This is a genomic window from Kribbella sp. NPDC049174 (assembly GCF_043197365.1).
Lineage (GTDB): Bacteria > Actinomycetota > Actinomycetes > Propionibacteriales > Kribbellaceae > Kribbella.
The window spans coordinates 481509-498390 of the sequence record NZ_JBICSZ010000002.1; the positions used below are offsets into that span (position 1 = coordinate 481509).

Genomic DNA, 16882 nt, shown 5'->3' on the forward strand with positions numbered 1-16882 from the left:
GAACTCCCACCCATGAACGAGACCCTGCTCAATATCGTCCTGATCTTCGTCTTCGTCCTGATCGGTGGCGTCTTCGCCGCCGCCGAGATGGCCCTGGTCTCGCTCCGGGAGAGCCAGCTCAAGTCGATCGCCCACCGGGGCAAGCGCGGCGAGACGGTGGCCCGGGTGGCCGCCAACCCGAATCGTTTCCTGTCCGCCGTCCAGATCGGCGTGACCCTGATGGGCTTCCTGTCCGCCGCCTTCGGTGGCGCGACGCTCGCGGACGGCCTGGCCCCGCACCTGCAGGACCTCGGTCTGCCCGAATCGGTGGCCGGCACGGTCGCGCTGGTGCTGATCACCATCCTCATCTCCTACGTCTCGATCGTGATCGGCGAGCTGGCGGCCAAGCGGCTCGCGCTGCAGCGGGCCGAGACGTTCGCGCTCGGCCTGGCTCCGCTGGTGGACCGGATCGCGTCCATCGCCCGGCCGGTGATCTGGCTGCTGTCCAGGTCGACCGACCTGGTCGTGCGCGCTCTCGGTGGCGATCCGAACGCGAACCGTGAGGTGATGTCGGACGAGGAGTTGCGCGACCTGGTCTCGGCGCATGAATCACTCGGCGAGGAGGAGCGCCGGATCGTCGACGACGTGTTCGAGGCCGGCAGCCGGCAGTTGCGCGAGCTGATGCTGCCGCGCACCGAGGTCGACTTCATCGACTCGGAGATGCCGGCCTACAAGGCGGTCAAGTTCGCCGCCGAGCGGCCGCACTCGCGCTACCCGGTGATGAACGGCTCGGCCGACGACATCGTCGGGTTCGTCCACGTCCGCGACCTGTTCGACCCCGCCGTCGCGTCCCGCTCGGTCCGGGTCGGCGACCTGGCCCGCGACGTGCTGCAGCTGCCGGACACCGCGAAGTTGCTGCCCACGCTGACCGAGATGCGCCGGCGATCGACCCACCTGGCCATCGTCCTGGACGAGTACGGCGGTACGGCGGGCATCGTCACGCTGGAGGACCTGGTCGAGGAGCTGATCGGCGACATCAAGGACGAGTACGACGAGGAGTCGCTCGAGACCACCCGCCTGCGTAGCGGCGACATCGAGGTCGACGGTCTGCTCAACCTCGACGACTTCGCCGACGAGACCGGCGTCGAACTCCCCGACGGTCCTTACGAGACGGTCGGCGGTTTCCTCGCCGCCCAACTCGGCCGCGTCCCCGCCACCGGCGACGAGGCCCGGGTCGACGGCCACACCCTCACCGTCACGGTGATGGACGGCCGCCGGGTCGCCCGGGTCCGTATCCACCGGGTCAAGCCGACGGATGACCAACCAGTTCCTGCTGAGGAGCCGTGACCGAAAGCATCCGCCGGCGGGTGAGGACGACCGCGCCGCCGACGACGTAGCCGAGGCCCTGGAAGACCAGGACCGGGATGATGCCGACCAGGTCGCCGAGGACACCGGCCGAGGCGATCCCGACCAGGACGGCCACGCCCTCGGCCGCGGAGATGGCGCCGAAGATCCGGCCGCGGGACGTGTCCTCGGTGAGCCGCTGGAGCACCGTCATCATGCCGGCAACGATGAACGCGCCCGGCAGGCCGACGATGAGCATGCAGACGAACGCGGGGATCAGACTGTCGGTGACCAGCGGATAGCAGAACAACGCCAGGTCGATCAGCCCGAACAGGAACGCCCCGACACCCCACATCGTTGCTGCTGGCAACCGTGAGCCGATCGCGGCCGCGGCCAGTCCGCCGACGATCCCGCCCACCGCCTGCGACGACAGAATCAAGCCGTACGCCGTCCCGTCGCCGCCGAGCTCGGCCGACACGAACGGCGCGAACAGCGTGCTCATCACCCCTTCACCGACACCGGTCACCAGGCAGAACACGAACAGCAACCGCATCGCCGGGCTCGCGACACACAGCCGGAGACCCTCGGTCCATTCCGCCTTCAGCCGCTCGATCGCACCGCTGGCCGACCGGGCAAGCGTGCGGACGACGCGATACCGGACTCGGACGATGAGCCCCGCGGCGAGGAGGAAGGTCGCGGCGTCCACGACCGCCAGCAGCGGCAATCCGCCAAGCCCCGCGAGTAGTCCACCGATCCCCGCACCGATCAGCCGGGCGATGTCGCTGGTCTGACTGTTCAGTGCGTTGGCTGTCACCAGTTGCCGTGGCTCGACCAGGGCCGGGATCAGCGACTGCTCGGCCGGGCGGAAGAACTGCTGCAAACAGCTCTGCGCGAGGACGACGGCGTACACGATCCAGATCGCGCTCTCGTCGCGGACGGCGAGCAGCGGAAGCAGGAGAACCGCGTGGAGCAGATTGGTGGCGATCATCGTCCGTCGCCGGTCCCAGCGGTCGACGAAGACGCCGGCCAGCGAACCGAGCACGACCATCGGCACGAACGACGAGAGCAGCAGGCCGCCGGAGGCCAGTGTCGATCCGGTCAGGAGGTACACCTGGAAGGCCAGGCCGGTCTTGAGGATCCAGTCGCCGGTGAGCGACACGAGCCCCGCGCTCAGCACCAGTCGGTAGTCGCGCTGCCGCGCGAGCACGCCCCACAGTTCTTTCACGGCTACTGCTCGGGATCCGCGGTCTCGGGTGAGATCGTGACGATCTGCGTCATGGAGACGTGCCGGCTGCCGGGCGGGCGGGTGGACTTGTCGTCGATCGGCCGCTCGTCGACGTACCGCTTGAGCAGTGCGTCGATCTGCGCGGTCAGCTCCTGCAGCTCTTCTCCGGTCAGGTAGAAGCCGGTGTTCCCGATGCCCGAGTTGTCTCGCCAGATCGGGTCCTCGTTCACCCGCTGCTGCTGCCACTTGGCGAGCGAGTCCAGCGCCCGCTCGGCCAGCAGTTGCTCGAGTACGTCGGCAGCCGCGGCGCCTTCAGGTGTGCGCGAGGCCTCTCGCCACGACTGTGACGTCGAGACCACTCGCCAGGGCCGCTCCCGGTTGTCCTTGCCCGGTGCCGGCTCGACGAACTCGTACTTCGCCAACTGCCGAAGGTGATGGGAGGCCAGCGCCTGGCTGATCCCGAGGGTGCGGGCCGCGTCCGCCGCGGTCAGCGGCCCCTCCCGGCCCAGCAACGTCATGAGATCCAGCCGGACCGGGTGAGCCATCGCCCGGATCGCGAGTGGATCGTCCAGCAACCGCATCCGCCGCGGGTCACTCTCCAAAGACATGCTTGGAATATGCGCCGCGACGGATCAGATGTCAAGCTGTTGCTTGGAATGTTTGTCAGCCGGTCTGTTCGCGGATCCACTCGAGCGCGGGCTCGGCGTGGGCGAGGACGGAGATGTGGCTGTCGCCCGGGGAGAGGCGCAGCGCCGCCGACGGGATGTGCTCGACCAGCCAGCTGCCGTGCGAGCTGGGGATGATGCCGTCGTCCTCGCCGTGGCAGAGCAGGGTGGGGGCGGTGATGGTGGTCGGGTCGCAGCCCCACGGGACGACATAAGAACAGTCGTCGTCGACCAGGCCGTCCGGTCCGTTCGGCATCGACTTGTCACCGGCGACCGACCCGAGCCAGCCCCACGGCCCGTCGAACATGGCGAGGTCGGCCGGGGTGAACTCCGGGTCGTACTCGACGCCGGACGTCTCGTGCGCGACCTTCGCCTCCCGGCCCGCGGCCGCGGCCCGGAGCGAGGCGAGTCCGGCCGGGATCATGCCGTCGTACCAGTCGAGGCCCTGGGCGTCGTACGGCGCGATGGCGGCGAACGTGGCCACCGCCTCGACCCGCTCGCGGAGGACCGCTGCGGCGCCGAGCGCGTAGGAGCCACCGCCCGAGTAGCCCATCAGCGCGAAGGTGCCGACCCCGAGCGCGTCGGCGACCGCGGTCAGGTCGGCCGCGACCGAGGCCATCGTCCGCCCCGGCGCCGCGGTCGAGCCGCCGTACCCGGGCCGGTCGAACGAGATCCACCGGATCCCGAGCCACTCGCCGGCCTCGAACAGCGGCTCGGGCGGGGCGCCCAGGTTCGGGGTGCCGTGGTGCCAGAACACCGGCAGCCGGCCGTCGTCGCCGGGCGCGGTGTCGTAGACGTGCAGGGTGCGGCCGTCCGCCAGCCGGAGGGTCCGTCATGTCACTCACCTTAGGTCGGAGATCTGTTCGCGAGCGGTACGTCGGACGTCGGGCCGCGGACTCGACATTTCGGGGCAGCCGGCAATGTCCAGAGGGGAAATGTCGAGTTGTCCCGGGCGGCGCCGACCTCTGCTGCGAAGATCCACTCAGACTCCGAAAGGAACGGTCATGAAGTACGTGCTGTTGATTCACAGCAACCCGATCACCTGGGGCCACCCCTCCTTCCTGTACACCGAGGAAGGGCAGAGGTTGCCGGCCAAGGCGCGCGATGCGCTGGCCGCCCAGCTGGAGAAGCTGCTCACCGAGCTGTCCGATTCGGGCGAACTGGTGGTGGCCCAACCGCTCGAGCCGCCGGCGCGGACGAAGGTGGTCCGCGTCCGCAAGGGCGTCCGCGCCACCACCGACGGCCCCTACTCCGAGGCCAAGGAACAGCTGGCCGGCGTCTTCGTCATCGACGTCGCCACCCCCGAACGCGCCGAAGAGATAGCAGCCACCATCCCCGAAGCCGAGTTCGGCAGCGGCGTGGAGCTCCGCCCGGTCTCGACGTTCGAGTAGGCAGGACCGAACCCCGCCTGGTCAGCTGACCAGGCGGGTGTGGTTCTCGCGGGTGGCCAGGGTCGGGTCGAGGGTGCCCAGGGCCAGCCAGGTGGCGCCGCCGACACCGTCCCGGGCGGTGCGGACCTCACCGGAGAAGTGCTGGTGGATTGTTTCCCGGATCAGCCGGCCGACCGGAGATGATTCCCCCGCGACACTGCCCGCGAGGACCATCGGGCCCTTGTCCGACGTTGTCCTGAGCCGCCCGACCGTTTCTGTGAGCAAGTCGGCTGCGCGTTTCACCAGCGCATGTGCGGTCTCGTCGTTCTGCTCGAACGCCGACACCACAGTTCGGGCCAGTTCGGCCAGCATCACCGGTGGCCGGCTGTTCACCTGGCGGATCAGGTCGTCGCGCAGTACGTCGTACCCCTCGCGCTGGGAGATCGCGTGTTCGTCCCGGTCCGGGAGTACTGCGCGAACGACGGCCTGACCGAGCACACCGATCGGTTCACCCAGATCCAGTTTGCGCAGCACACTGCGCACTGCCTCCCGGCCGAGCCAGAATCCGGAGCCGTCGTCGCCGAGCAGCCAGCCGTGGCCGTCGGCCGTCCGGACCAGCTGGTGGTCGCGGACCAGGCCGGCCGCGCTGCCGGTGCCCGCGATCAGCACCACGCCGTCCGGCTCCGGCGTACCGGAGGCGAAGGCGACCTCCAGGTCGCCGATGAACTCGGGCTCGCCGGTCAGCCCGGCGCCGTCCCAGGCGGCGTCGAACTGGGCCCGGACGTCGGGCCTGGCCAGGGCAGACCCGCCCGCCGCGCCGATCACGGCGGCTTTGACCGCGGTCGGGTCCAGCCCGGCCAGCGCGGCGTGAAGCGCCTGGCCGAAGTTGGCCGCGGCACTTGCGGGGTGGCTGGTCGGATTTCCGCCTGCTGCCGCCCCTCGACCGACTACGTTGCCCTCATGGTCCGCGATCACGATCCGGGTGGAGGTGCCGCCGAGGTCGCCGCCCAGGACCAGTGCCGATGCTGGCATCAAGACCACTGAGTCCGCAGGTTCCGGCAGTTGGCGTTCTACCGACATTGGCGATGCTCCAAACTGCTCGAAAGAGATCTCTAATGGACAACTGCAAACAAGGTCACGCAACGGTCCCGATCTGGAGAGAAGAGTGAGATGAGCCTTGACTTTAGCTGCCAGTTGAGAAAAGTTCTGTCCAGCAAACCGCAAACTTGCGCACTTGTCGGCAGCAGGTGTGTCGCGGCGAACACATTAGTCGAGGGGTGGGGCCGCTGATGGCCAGCAGTAACCAGGGCGGACCGGGGGAGACCGGAGGGGTGAGCGCGCAGGCTTTTGTTCATGCGCTGACCCCGATCATGGCCGCCGTCACCGAGCAGATCGACGGCCCGATCCAGCAGGCCGCCGAACTGTTCACCGAGGCGCTGCGGGCGAACGGCGTCATCCAGGCCTTCGGGTCCGGGCACTCCGAGGCGCTGGCGATGGAGATCGCCGGCCGGGCCGGCGGGCTGATCGCGACCAACCGGATCGCCTTGCGCGACCTGGTCCTGCTCGGCGGCGCGCCGATCGAGCTGCTCCGCGGCGGCGAACTGGAACGCGACCCGTCGATCGCGCGCCGGCTCTACGACCTGGCCGAGCCGCATCCGGCCGACCTGTTCGTGATCGCGTCCAACTCCGGTGTGAACGGCTCGATCGTCGAGCTCGCCACCGTGGTGAAGGAGAAGGGCCACCCGCTGATCGCGATCACCTCACTGCAGCACACCGGCGGGATGGACTCGCGCCACCCGTCCGGCAAGAAACTGATCGACTTCGCGGACGTGGTGCTGGACAACCATGCGCCGTACGGCGACTCCGTGCTCGACCTGCCCGATGGTGGCAAGGTCTGCGCGGTGTCGTCCATCACCGCCGCGCTGCTCGCGCAGATGCTGGTCGCCGAGGTCCTGCGCCGGCTGACCGAGGCGGGTGAGACCGCACCGGTCTACCTGTCCGCGAACATCCCCGGTGGCGACGACCACAACCACGCCCTTGAAGCACAGTACGCCGGCCGGATCCGGCGTACTGCATGAAACACTCTCGGAAGGCGGGACCCATGACCACTCCCAACAACTTGTCGCGGCGGCTGTTCCTGCAGCGCGCGGCGGTCGGCACGATGCTGACCGCAGGTGGCAGCACGCTGTTGGCGGCGTGCGCCAGTGGCGGCAGCGAAGACAGCTCCGGCGGCGGTGGCGGCGCCGAACAAACGGCCGAGAACCCGTTCGGGGTGAAGGCGGCCGACCCGCTGGACGTGGTGATCTTCAAGGGCGGGTACGGCGACGACTACGCCAAGGCCCACGAGGAGATGTACAAGAAGAAGTTCCCCGAGACCACGATCAAGCACGCCGGTATCACCGACATCACGCCGCAGCTGCAGCCGCGGTTCAACGGTGGCAACCCGCCGGACGTGATCGACAACTCCGGCGCCTCGGCGCTGCCGGCATCGACGCTGGCGACCTCCGGTCAGCTCGCTGACCTGACCCAGCTGTTCGACGCCGCCTCGATCGACGACGCGAGCAAGAAGGTGCGCGACTCGATCGAGCCGATCACCCTGGAGGCGGCCCAGCTGAGCGGCAAGCCGCTGCTGCTCAACTACGTGCTGACCGTCTACGCGATCTGGTACAACAAGCCCCTGTTCGCCAAGAACGGCTGGGAGCCGGCCAAGACCTGGCAGGAGTTCCTCGACCTGTGCGAGGAGATCAAGAAGGCCGGCATCGCGCCGATGGCGCACCAGGGCAAGCACCCGTACTACATCGGCCAGGTGATGATGGACATGGCCGTCAAGCACGGTGGCCACGACGTCATCAAGGCGATCGACGAGCTCGAGCCGAACGCGTGGAAGCACGAGTCGGTCAAGGCCGCCGCCGAGGCGATCCTGGAGATCAAGGGCAAGGGCTACTTCATGCAGGGCACCGAGGGTCTGGACCACATCCAGTCCCAGACGGCCTGGAACCAGGGCAAGGCGGCGTTCATCCCGTCCGGCTCCTGGCTGGAGAACGAGCAGAAGCCGGTCGCGCCCAAGGACTTCGAGACCACCGCGGCCTACACTCCGCTGCTGGACGGCTCGAAGCTGCCGGTCGACTGCACCGAGATCGCCGCCGGTGAGCCCTTCATCGTGCCGGAGAAGGCGAAGAACAAGGCCGGTGGCCTGGAGTACATGCGGATCATGCTGTCGAAGGAAGCGGCCGGCAAGTTCACCGAGCTGACCGGTTCCCCGACGGTGGTCAAGGGCGCCGGCGAAGGTCTGAAGCTGAGCCCGGGTGCGTCCTCGTCGGGCGCGCTGCTGAAGTCCGGTGGCGACAACAACTGGACGACGTACTTCGCCGCGTGGTACTCGACGATGGACAAGCCGATCCGCAGCGTGTGGGGAGAGCTTGCCGCCGCCCGCATCACGGCCGACGAGTTCTGCACCCGTGCCCAGAAGATCGCGGACGACACGGCCAAGGACCCGAAGACCGTGAAGCAGACCCGTACCTGAGTAGTTGGGTGCATGCTGGGCTGTGGGGGAAGTTTGACCCGCAGCCCAGCTGAACCTGCCCCTGCGCTGTTAGGAGAAAGATGCGGCACGGCAGTTATCGGTTCGTCGCGAGTTTCCTCGCGATTCCACTGGCGTTGTATGCGATCTTCGTGATCTCGCCGTTCGTCCAGGCGTTCTACTACTCCCTGACCGACTGGACCGGGATCTCGCCGGAGTTCAAGTTCGTGGGCCTGGAGAACTTCCGGACCCTCGCCAACGACTCGGTGTTCCGCCAGGCGCTCGGGCACAACCTGATCCTGCTGATCGGCCTCCCGCTGATCACCATCTTCCTCGCCCTCACGTTCGCCTACCTGCTCAACGTGGGCGGGCGGGCGAACACCGCGGGGGTGCAGGGGGTCAAGGGGAACGGCTTCTACAAGCTGGCGTTCTTCCTCCCGCAGGTCCTCGCGGTCCCGGTCATCGCCGTCATCTGGTCGACGGTGATGACCTCGACCGACACCGGTCTGGCCAACTCCGTCACCAAGCGGCTCGGGCTGGGAACGTCGGAGTTCCTGGCCGACCCCGACATCGCGCTGTACTGCGTGATGTGGGTGCTGATCTGGGGCAGTGTCGGGTTCTACCTGGTGCTGTTCAATGCGGCGATGTCCGGGATACCGAAGGACATCTTCGAGGCCGCCATCATCGACGGCGCGGGCCGGCTGTCGACGTTCTTCCGGATCACCCTGCCGCTGCTCTGGGACACCATCCAGACGTCGTGGGTGTACCTGGCCATCATCGCGCTCGACGCGTACGCACTGGTCGCGGTCATGACAGCGGGACCGGGTGGGCCCGACAACTCCACTCAGGTGATGGGTCTGCAGATCGCGGACAACGGGTTCCAGTACGGCCGCGCCGGTTACGCCTCGGCGATGGGCGTGGTGCTGTTCTTCCTGACCCTGATCATCGCCGCCGTCTTGCTCCGGGCCACCCGCCGCGAGCGGATCGAATACTGAGGGGTCGCCGGAAATGACCGTACCTGTACAGATCGACGTCGAGGACACCCGGCCGAAGACCGAGTCGGCGGCCCATCCGGCCGGTGGCAAGGAGCGTTCCTTCAGCCCGGTCAACGTGTTCTCCCACACGGTGCTGATCGCCTGGAGCATCCTGGTCGTGGTGCCGTTCGTGTGGGCGGTGATCGCCTCGCTGAAGAGCACCGGCGAGATCTTCGGCGACAACCCGTGGGCGCTGCCCAAGGACCTGCTGTGGTCCAACTACACCAAGGCCTGGGACAAGGGCATCGGCCAGTACCTGTTCAACAGCCTGGTCGTGGTGACCGGCGGTGTCTTCGGCACCATGCTGTTCGGCTCGATGGTGGCCTATGTGCTGGCCCGCTACGAGTTCCCCGGCAACCGGTTCGTCTATTACCTGTTCGCGGCCGGAATGATGTTCCCGGTCTTCCTGGCGATCGTGCCGCTGTTCTTCGTGGTCAAGGGCTTCGGGATGGTGTCGACGTACCAGGGCCTGATCCTGGTCTACATCGCCTACTCGCTGCCGTTCACCGTGTTCTTCATGCACGCGTTCTTCCGAACGTTGCCGACCTCGATCGCCGAGGCCGCCCTGGTCGACGGGGCCTCCCACACGACCACGTTCTTCCGGGTGATGCTCCCGATGGCCAAGCCGGGCCTGATCAGCGTCGGCATCTTCAACGTGCTGGGTCAGTTCAACCAGTTCGTGCTGCCGTCGTTCCTGTCCCCGGAGAAACCGGTTCTCTCCCAAGGCATCGCGACCCTGCTGGGCAGCCAGCGCTACGAGAACGACTGGGGTACGCTGTTCGCCGCCCTGACCATCGCCATGGTCCCGGTCATCGCGGTCTACCTGGTCTTCTACCGCCAGGTCCAGGCCGGCCTCACCGGCGCCACCCTCAAGTAGCCCGCCGGGGACGCTAACCTGCCGGGGTGCTGAAACGTCGGACTGTGCTGCAGGGGGCGCTCGCGGGCGCCCTCGTGAGCGGGTGTTCTTCGGGTCCGTCGGGCCAACCGACCGTGGACCCGGAGAATCCGTTCGCGGTGGCCCCGGACGCGCCGGTCGAGGTGCTGGCCGGTGAGGAGTACGGCGGGTTCGGGGCGGCGGCGTACCGGAAGAAGTACCCGGCGGTGAACGTGACCGCGACCGTCTCGGCGAAGCTGCGGGACTTGGTGCTGCCGCGGTTCGCGGCGGGGAATCCGCCGGATGTGGTGCTGAACTCCGGCGACGGGCGGCTCGAGCTCGGGCGGTTGGTCGGGCAGGGCCAGTTGGCGGACCTGCAGTCGCTGCTGGAGGCTCCGGCCTGGGACAACGCCGACGCGACGGTGCAGGACGCCGTACTGCCGGGGATGCTCGACGCCGGGCGGTACGAAGGGTCGCAGCGGAGCGTGAACTACGTCGCGACCGTGTACGGCCTGTGGTACTCGGCCGGCCTGTTCCAGCGGTTCGGCTGGGACGTGCCGCGGACCTGGCCGGAACTGCTTGCCCTCGGCACCGAAATGAAGGCGGCCGGGCTCGGCCCGTTCGTGTACGCCGGCGCACACCCGTACTACCTGCTGGAGATGGTGCTCACGCTGGCCGCGAAGACCGGCGGCCACGACGTGATGAAGCGGATCGACAACCTCGAGGACGGCGCTTGGAAGGACGAGAGCGTCACCCGTGCGATCACGGCGGTCGGCGAACTCGCCAAGCGCGGACTGATCGCGCCCGGCAGCACCGACTTCGACCACATCGCTGCGCAGAAGCGCTTCCTCGCCTCGAAGGCCGGCCTGCTGCCGTGCGGCAACTGGCTCGAGAACGAGATGAAGCCGCTGATCCCGGCGAACTTCGCGCTGACCATGTCCGGTGTCCCACCGCTCGACGGGTCGTCCGCTCTCGCGCGGGGCCTGCACGTCGCGGCCACTGCGCCGTACCTGGTGCCGGAGAAGGCGAAGAACAAGGCGGGCGGGCTCGAGTACCTCCGGGTGATGCTGTCCAAGGACATCGCCACCCAGGTCACCCAGGAGTCCAACCAGCTCACCATCGTCCGCGGCGCGGCCGACGGCCTGGAGATCGGTACGGCGCTCCGCTCGGCCCGTGACCTGCTGACTGCCGCCGGTGACCACGTCATCACCTGGTACTTCGCCGACTGGTATCCGGACTTCGCCACCGCCGCGGCCCAGACCACCGGTCAGTTCCTGGCCGGCGGCCTCCAGTTCTCCGAGTGGACCGCCAGAATCCAGTCCGCCGCCGACAAGCTCAAACAGGACAAAGCGGTCACCAAGTACCACCGGGACTGACCCTTTCCTGCGTCCGAAGAAAAGTGGGCTATAACCCAAACTTCTTCGGACGTAACGCCATGGGGATCGCGCCGGCTCAGGCTGATCGCGAAAAAGATCTCGCCGTCGGCCGCGAGCCGTCGTAACCTCGAAAGAGGGTGGTGAGATCGATGGAGTGGATAGCTCTGCTGCTCCTTTTCTTCTTCTTGTGCACGTTGCTCAACCTCGTGTTGCCGCAGCCTCCGCCGTCGCGCTGGCGCCGGGGCCTGCGGTCGTCGGCGAACCGGGTCAGCGGACGGCTGCGCCGGCGGACCGAGCCCGAGCCGGATCCGTTCGACACGCTGCGCCTGCAGACCAGGCTCGGCCATCTCGCCGGGAAGATCCGGCGAGTCGAATCCACGCCGCGGATCTACGCGAAAGCACATCGGTTGATGGCGCTCGAGGCGGCGTACGACGACCTGCTCGACGAGGCCTGCCGGATGGCCGGCGTAGCCACCGAGGCCGAACTGCAGCGGGGCGAGGAGAAGCGCTGGCGCGAGGAGCAGGAACTGGCCTCCCGCGGCTGGTCCTGGTGACCTGGGCCACGGCCGTCGGAGGTTCTGGGCGGCCGGGACCGCCCCGGTGTGGATCGGACCTGGGGCGCTGGCAGAATCGGGGTCATGTCTGTAGCTGCGTCTGACCCCTCCGCAGCCGGATCCCAGCGGCGCCCTCGGGTGCTGTCCGGGATCCAGCCGACGGCGGACTCCTTCCACTTCGGCAACTACCTCGGTGCGTTGCGGCAGTGGGTGGCCCTGCAAGACGACCACGACGCGTTCTACTGCGTGGTCGACCTGCACGCGATCACGGTGGAGTACGACCCGAAGGCGCTGCGGGACCGGACCCGTCGCTCGGTGGCGCAACTGCTCGCGGCCGGGATCGACCCGGAGCGGTCCACCCTGTTCGTCCAGTCGCACGTGCCCGAGCACGCCCAGCTGGGCTGGGTGCTCGGCTGCCTGACCGGGTTCGGCGAGGCCAGCCGGATGACGCAGTTCAAGGACAAGTCCGCCAAGGGCGGCGCCGACCGGGCCACCGTCGGCCTGTTCACCTACCCGATCCTGCAGGCCGCGGACATCCTGATCTACCAGGCCGACCGGGTCCCGGTGGGTGAGGACCAGCGCCAGCACCTGGAGCTGACCCGCGACCTGGCCGGCCGGTTCAACCACCGGTTCGGCAAGACCTTCCGGCTGCCCGAGGCCTACATCGTCAAGGAGACCGCGAAGATCGCGGACCTGCAGGACCCGACCGCGAAGATGAGCAAGTCGGGCTCCTCGCCGGCCGGCATCATCGACCTGCTCGACGACCCCAAGGTGAGCGCGAAGAAGATCCGCTCCGCGGTCACCGACTCCGGTCGCGACGTCGTCTTCGACCCGGAGAACAAGGCCGGCGTGGCCAACCTGCTGACCATCTACTCGGCCCTGACCGGCCGCAAGATCAGCGAGCTCGAGGACGAGTACGCCGGTCGCGGGTACGGCGACTTCAAGAAGGACCTGGCCGAGGTCGTGGTCGAGTTCGTCACGCCGTTCCGGGAGAAGACCCTGGGCTACCTGGACGACACGGCCCAGCTGGACGCGATCCTGGCCGCCGGGGCGGAGCGCGCCCGGGCGGTGACCGAGCCGACCCTGCAGCGGGTCTACGACCGGCTGGGATTCGTGCCCGGGCCGGCCCTCGGATCGGGCCGGTAGGGCCCCGGATGGCGACGATCGGTGTCGCGATCCCGATCGCGGAGCCCTATGGTTCGGAGTTGCAGAAGTACCGGGCGGACTTCGGTGATCCGATGGCCTCGTCGATCCCCACCCACGTGACCCTGCTGCCGCCGACCGAGGTGGCCGACGCCGACCTGGGGCTGGTCGACAACCACCTGCTCGAGGTGGCCGCGCGGTTCCCGAGCTTCCGGATCCGGCTCCGCGGGACGGCGACGTTCCGGCCGATCTCCCCGGTGGTGTTCGTCCCGCTGGCCGAGGGCATCTCGTCCTGCGAGGTGCTGCAGTCGCAGGTCCGGTCCGGCCCGTTGCAGGTGGAGCTCCGGTTCCCGTACCACCCGCACGTCACGGTGGCGCACGACCTGGACAAGAAGGCGCTGGACCGCGCGTACGACGCCCTGTCGGAGTACGACTGCGCGTTCGACGTCGACGCCTTCAGCCGATACGAACACGGCGCCGACGGCGTGTGGCGCCCGCAGCGGTCCTTCCCGCTGGCAGGCTGAGTCTCCGCACAAGGGGGTACAGCGACACATGGGCATCATCCAGCGGGGTCAGGCGATCTGGGCCCGGTTCAGCCGGACGCAGGTGTGGCGGGTCCAGCAGCGGTACGGCGACCGGCGGGGCAACCGGTTGGCGGGGGCAACGAGCTTCTACGGGTTCCTGTCGGTGTTCCCGCTGATCGTGCTGGCCGCGGCGATCGTGGGTTCGCTGCTGGGCGAGGACGCGATCGACAAGCTGAAGGAGGCCCTGGAGCAGAATCTGCCCGTGATCGGTCAGCGGGTCGACCTCGACGCGCTGATCGACAATGCCGGCACCATCGGGCTGATCGCGGGAGTCTCGCTGCTGCTCACCGGGCTCGGCTGGGTCGACTCGATGCGGGCGTCGATCCGGTCCATGCACGAACTGGACGACATGCCCGGCAACATGGTGCAGCGCAAGCTCGTGGACTTCGGGGCGCTCATCGGTCTCGGGGTGCTCGCCCTGATCGCCACCGCCGCCTCGTCCGTGCTGACCGCGCTGTCGGCGCGCATCGTCGAGTGGGCCGATCTGGAGGGCACCTGGCTGGCGAGCTGGGGACTCGACGTGATCAGCGTCGCATTCGGCGTCGGAGCAGGCGCCATCCTGCTGCTCTACATGCAGACGGCCTTGCCGCGGATCGTCCTGCCGTTCAAGGTCGCGCTGATCGCGACACTCGCCGGCGGCGTCCTGTTCTTCCTGATGCAGAAGCTCGGCAACGTCTACGTCACCTACGTCATCGGCAACAACGCCGCGTACGGCGCTCTGGCGTTGCCGCTGGCGCTGCTGGTGTGGATCTACCTGATCACCCGGGCGATCATGTACATCGCCGCCTGGACCAAAGAGGCGACCCTCGACGCCCGGGCAACCGAGGAAGTGGCAGCGGTACCGCCACCACCCGAACCTGTTGAGGAGCCGCTCCTGCCTGGGCCGCCCGGCAAGCGCTTCAAGGTCGTGCCGGTGCCGCAGAAGAAGGCAGACAGCGTTGCTGTGGCCGCGGGCGCCTTGCTCGGTGTCACAGCCAGCGCCCTGGCCATCCAGCTGGCCAAGGCCGCTCGCGCCGTCCGGCGCTAGTGCCTTCGTCTCCTGAGTGCACGAGGCCTGCGGAGAAACAGTCCGAGGAGTAGCACCGGCGGTCCGGCGTACGCCCAGGCCGGGATCCGCAATGCCAGTGACTGGACGGCTTGCCCCGGGTTGAGGACTGTGCGGCTGCGCGGCGGTTGCGCCGTACCGGAGTCTGTCTTCTTCTCGGCGGGACCGGCGGCTGTTTTCGGTGGTGGAGCGGCGGGCTTGACCAGGGTGCCGACCGGGTTGAGCTGGTCGTAGTTCTTGAACGTCCAGCTGAGCAGGTTGGTGGCGTCCTCGGTGATGCCGTGGGGTGCGTTCATCAGCGTCACCACCAGCGTGTGGCCGTTGCGGCGGGCCGCGCCGACGAACGTGTTGCGGGCGAGCGTCGTGTAGCCGGTCTTCACGCCCAGCGCGCCGTCGTAGTTGAACAGCAGCTTGTTCTGGTTCGCGACCTGGTAGGTGCCCTTGTTGCCGACGTTCGGGAAGGCCGTGTACTTCGTCGACGCGTACTCGGCGAAGTCGGGCCGGGCCAGGCCCGCCTTGGCGAACAGGGCCAGGTCGTAGGCGCTGGAGTACTGCCCGTCGGCGTCGAGCCCGGTCGGGTCGGTCACGGTGGTGTCGAGCGCACCGATCTCCTTGGCCTTCTGGTTCATCCGCTGGATCGTGCCTTTGACGCCGCCCTGGTCGTGGGCACACAGTGCGTGCACCGCGTCGTTGCCGGACGCCAGGAACATGCCCTCGAACAGCAGGTCGACGGAGTAGCGCAGGCCGGGGTACACACCGACCTTGCTGCCCTCGATCCCCGCGTCCGCGTCGGTGCCGGTCACCACGTCCGACTTCTTGAGCCGCGGCAGCAGGACCAGGGCGGTGAGGGTCTTGAGCGTGCTCGCGGGCCGCAACTTGGCATGTGGGGCCTTGGCCGCCAGTACTTCGCCGGTGTCGATGTCGGCCACGACGTAGGCCGATGCCTGGACGGCCGGCGGTGTCGCCCCGTCGGCGACCACCGTCGGCTTCGTGGTCAGCAGGTCGCCGCCGACCGGGCCTTGTGGGCCCTGGCCGGCGGCGGTTGCTGTCAGCGGACCGCTGACCACCAGTGCGGCGGTAGCGGCTGCCGTCAGAAGCACACGCATCGGCGGCACTCTAGACGGCCCGGGGTGTCGACGTCACGCCCGGTACGCAGTCCACATGTTGCTGATGCGGGTGCTCTGACCGGGAGTGAACTGGTTGTAGCAGGAGTCGTACGAGTAGTCCATGTAGTTGTGGATCGGGTCCAGACCGGGCAGCGAGCAGGAGTCGCGGCCGGTCGGGCAGCCGCTGCTGGCACTACCTTGGGCCGGGGTGTCCGACACGGAGTCGTTCGTGCTCGTGCAGCCACCCTGGAACGTGTGGTAGAGCCCGAACCAGTGGCCGGCCTCGTGGGTGGCCGTCTTGCCGAGGTTGAAGTTGGTCGCCGAACCGCCCGGCAGTGAGCTGTACTGCACCCGGATGCCGTCGATCGACGGGTTGCTGGCGTAGTCCCACGGGAACGTGGCGATCCCGAGGTAGGAGAAGTTGACCAGCCAGATGTTGAGCGCGTTCTTGCCGCCCTTGCGGGTCTGCGCGCGGTACGTCGTGCTCTGACCGTCGCGGTGCCAGGTGCTGTTGTTGTAGCGGTAGGTGCCGGCCAGGTAGAAGCTGAAGCCGGTGTTCGCCGCCTGGGACGACTCACCGCCGGCGAAGTTCTGGTTCAGCTCGGCGATCTGCTGCGTGATCTGGGAGTTGGTCACGTCGCCGGCGCCGGAGCTGCTGCGCATCACGTGGATGTAGACCGGCACACTCGCGGCCGCCAACTGGCCGGCCTGCGGGGTCAGGCCGCGGGCGGCCTTCGCCTTCAGGATCTGCGCCGTCTTCGCGTCGATCGCCTTCTGCTCGGCCGCCGACAGTTCGCGGTGGTCGGCGCCGTGGCCACCGCGCGCGGCGGGTCCCTCGGCAGGTGTCAGACACGGTCCTCCCACCTGGTCGACGGGCAGTTGCGCTGTCGCCTGTCCACCGAGTGGGCTGAAGGCGAGCGCCGTACCGGCCAGCAGAACGGCCAGGGCGCGGGGACGGGTGATGAAAGATCGCATGATGCGTCCTCCGGGTCGGGCCGCTTGGGCGGTGCGGCCGAATCACCCGATTTTCCGCGCGATTGCGCAGAGTGCAAACCCATCCACT

17 protein-coding genes are annotated in these 16882 nt (G+C 68.3%); 11 read left to right on the plus strand and 6 right to left on the minus strand.

What is annotated here, in order from left to right:
* The first annotated feature begins 12 nt into the window (after positions 1-12).
* Positions 13-1326, plus strand: a complete 1314-nt coding sequence (locus ACGFIF_RS12810) for a hemolysin family protein (RefSeq protein WP_393154409.1) — start codon at positions 13-15, stop codon at positions 1324-1326.
* On the opposite strand, the gene ACGFIF_RS12815 is transcribed toward ACGFIF_RS12810, so the two are convergent.
* Genes ACGFIF_RS12815 through ACGFIF_RS12825 form a run of 3 tightly spaced genes read right to left on the minus strand, consistent with a single transcriptional unit; the run spans position 1283 to position 3970 of the window.
* Complete coding sequence (locus ACGFIF_RS12815; protein WP_393154410.1) at positions 1283-2548, minus strand: MFS transporter; 1266 nt, start codon at positions 2546-2548, stop codon at positions 1283-1285. The two genes, ACGFIF_RS12810 and ACGFIF_RS12815, sit on opposite strands and share 44 nt — an antisense overlap.
* A gap of 2 nt (positions 2549-2550) precedes the next feature.
* On the minus strand, positions 2551-3156 hold the full coding sequence (locus ACGFIF_RS12820) for a helix-turn-helix domain-containing protein (RefSeq protein WP_393154411.1): 606 nt from the start codon (positions 3154-3156) through the stop codon (positions 2551-2553).
* A gap of 55 nt (positions 3157-3211) precedes the next feature.
* On the minus strand, positions 3212-3970 hold the full coding sequence (locus tag ACGFIF_RS12825) for an alpha/beta fold hydrolase (protein ID WP_393154412.1): 759 nt from the start codon (positions 3968-3970) through the stop codon (positions 3212-3214).
* Between the two features lie 247 nt (positions 3971-4217).
* Here ACGFIF_RS12825 and ACGFIF_RS12830 point away from each other — a divergent pair, with 247 nt between their 5' ends.
* Positions 4218-4604 (plus strand): YciI family protein, encoded by a 387-nt coding sequence (locus ACGFIF_RS12830; RefSeq protein ID WP_393154413.1) that lies wholly within the window; start codon positions 4218-4220, stop codon positions 4602-4604.
* 21 nt (positions 4605-4625) lie between these two features.
* On the opposite strand, the gene ACGFIF_RS12835 is transcribed toward ACGFIF_RS12830, so the two are convergent.
* The gene (locus tag ACGFIF_RS12835) at positions 4626-5615 is read right to left on the minus strand and encodes an N-acetylglucosamine kinase (protein ID WP_393154414.1); all 990 of its coding nucleotides are present in this window, start codon (positions 5613-5615) and stop codon (positions 4626-4628) included.
* A 257-nt stretch (positions 5616-5872) separates the two neighbouring features.
* On the opposite strand from ACGFIF_RS12835, the gene ACGFIF_RS12840 reads away from it, so the two are divergent.
* The 9 genes from ACGFIF_RS12840 (at position 5873) to ACGFIF_RS12880 (ending at position 14695) form a co-directional block, all read left to right on the plus strand.
* On the plus strand, positions 5873-6661 hold the full coding sequence (locus tag ACGFIF_RS12840) for a sugar isomerase domain-containing protein (RefSeq protein ID WP_393154415.1): 789 nt from the start codon (positions 5873-5875) through the stop codon (positions 6659-6661).
* Positions 6662-6684: 23 nt separating this feature from the next.
* A complete protein-coding gene (gene ngcE, locus ACGFIF_RS12845) occupies positions 6685-8106 on the plus strand; it encodes an N-acetylglucosamine/diacetylchitobiose ABC transporter substrate-binding protein (RefSeq protein ID WP_393154416.1) in 1422 nt (473 codons plus the stop codon).
* A gap of 80 nt (positions 8107-8186) precedes the next feature.
* On the plus strand, positions 8187-9098 hold the full coding sequence (locus tag ACGFIF_RS12850) for a carbohydrate ABC transporter permease (protein ID WP_393154417.1): 912 nt from the start codon (positions 8187-8189) through the stop codon (positions 9096-9098).
* 13 nt (positions 9099-9111) lie between these two features.
* On the plus strand, positions 9112-10014 hold the full coding sequence (locus ACGFIF_RS12855; RefSeq protein ID WP_393154418.1) for a carbohydrate ABC transporter permease: 903 nt from the start codon (positions 9112-9114) through the stop codon (positions 10012-10014).
* 26 nt (positions 10015-10040) lie between these two features.
* A complete protein-coding gene (gene ngcE, locus ACGFIF_RS12860; RefSeq protein ID WP_393154419.1) occupies positions 10041-11387 on the plus strand; it encodes an N-acetylglucosamine/diacetylchitobiose ABC transporter substrate-binding protein in 1347 nt (448 codons plus the stop codon).
* A gap of 149 nt (positions 11388-11536) precedes the next feature.
* Positions 11537-11941 (plus strand): hypothetical protein, encoded by a 405-nt coding sequence (locus ACGFIF_RS12865; RefSeq protein WP_393154420.1) that lies wholly within the window; start codon positions 11537-11539, stop codon positions 11939-11941.
* An 84-nt stretch (positions 11942-12025) separates the two neighbouring features.
* Positions 12026-13087 carry a tryptophan--tRNA ligase gene (trpS, locus tag ACGFIF_RS12870; RefSeq protein ID WP_393154421.1) on the plus strand — a complete coding sequence of 354 codons (1062 nt, stop codon included), beginning with the start codon at positions 12026-12028 and terminating at the stop codon, positions 13085-13087.
* An 8-nt stretch (positions 13088-13095) separates the two neighbouring features.
* Positions 13096-13608 carry a 2'-5' RNA ligase family protein gene (locus ACGFIF_RS12875; RefSeq protein WP_393154422.1) on the plus strand — a complete coding sequence of 171 codons (513 nt, stop codon included), beginning with the start codon at positions 13096-13098 and terminating at the stop codon, positions 13606-13608.
* A gap of 28 nt (positions 13609-13636) precedes the next feature.
* Positions 13637-14695, plus strand: a complete 1059-nt coding sequence (locus tag ACGFIF_RS12880; RefSeq protein WP_393154423.1) for a YihY/virulence factor BrkB family protein — start codon at positions 13637-13639, stop codon at positions 14693-14695.
* Here ACGFIF_RS12880 and ACGFIF_RS12885 read toward each other — a convergent pair.
* On the minus strand, positions 14692-15819 hold the full coding sequence (locus ACGFIF_RS12885; protein WP_393154424.1) for a D-alanyl-D-alanine carboxypeptidase family protein: 1128 nt from the start codon (positions 15817-15819) through the stop codon (positions 14692-14694). The genes ACGFIF_RS12880 and ACGFIF_RS12885 overlap by 4 nt on opposite strands.
* A 33-nt stretch (positions 15820-15852) precedes the next feature.
* The gene (locus tag ACGFIF_RS12890; protein ID WP_393154425.1) at positions 15853-16794 is read right to left on the minus strand and encodes a zinc metalloprotease; all 942 of its coding nucleotides are present in this window, start codon (positions 16792-16794) and stop codon (positions 15853-15855) included.
* Between the last annotated feature and the right edge of the window lie 88 nt (positions 16795-16882).

Bases quoted from the DNA above. Each gene is read 5' to 3' on its own strand.
- ngcE (WP_393154416.1), top strand. From the start codon at position 6,685: ATGACCACTCCCAACAACTTGTCGCGGCGGCTGTTCCTGCAGCGCGCG.
- ACGFIF_RS12875 (WP_393154422.1), top strand. From the start codon at position 13,096: ATGGCGACGATCGGTGTCGCGATCCCGATCGCGGAGCCCTATGGTTCG.
- ACGFIF_RS12855 (WP_393154418.1), top strand. From the start codon at position 9,112: ATGACCGTACCTGTACAGATCGACGTCGAGGACACCCGGCCGAAGACC.
- ACGFIF_RS12850 (WP_393154417.1), top strand. From the start codon at position 8,187: ATGCGGCACGGCAGTTATCGGTTCGTCGCGAGTTTCCTCGCGATTCCA.
- ACGFIF_RS12880 (WP_393154423.1), top strand. From the start codon at position 13,637: ATGGGCATCATCCAGCGGGGTCAGGCGATCTGGGCCCGGTTCAGCCGG.
- ACGFIF_RS12865 (WP_393154420.1), top strand. From the start codon at position 11,537: ATGGAGTGGATAGCTCTGCTGCTCCTTTTCTTCTTCTTGTGCACGTTG.
- ACGFIF_RS12835 (WP_393154414.1), bottom strand. From the start codon at position 5,615: ATGCCAGCATCGGCACTGGTCCTGGGCGGCGACCTCGGCGGCACCTCC.
- ACGFIF_RS12840 (WP_393154415.1), top strand. From the start codon at position 5,873: ATGGCCAGCAGTAACCAGGGCGGACCGGGGGAGACCGGAGGGGTGAGC.
- ACGFIF_RS12810 (WP_393154409.1), top strand. From the start codon at position 13: ATGAACGAGACCCTGCTCAATATCGTCCTGATCTTCGTCTTCGTCCTG.
- ACGFIF_RS12820 (WP_393154411.1), bottom strand. From the start codon at position 3,156: ATGTCTTTGGAGAGTGACCCGCGGCGGATGCGGTTGCTGGACGATCCA.
- trpS (WP_393154421.1), top strand. From the start codon at position 12,026: ATGTCTGTAGCTGCGTCTGACCCCTCCGCAGCCGGATCCCAGCGGCGC.
- ACGFIF_RS12885 (WP_393154424.1), bottom strand. From the start codon at position 15,819: ATGCGTGTGCTTCTGACGGCAGCCGCTACCGCCGCACTGGTGGTCAGC.
- ACGFIF_RS12890 (WP_393154425.1), bottom strand. From the start codon at position 16,794: ATGCGATCTTTCATCACCCGTCCCCGCGCCCTGGCCGTTCTGCTGGCC.
- ACGFIF_RS12830 (WP_393154413.1), top strand. From the start codon at position 4,218: ATGAAGTACGTGCTGTTGATTCACAGCAACCCGATCACCTGGGGCCAC.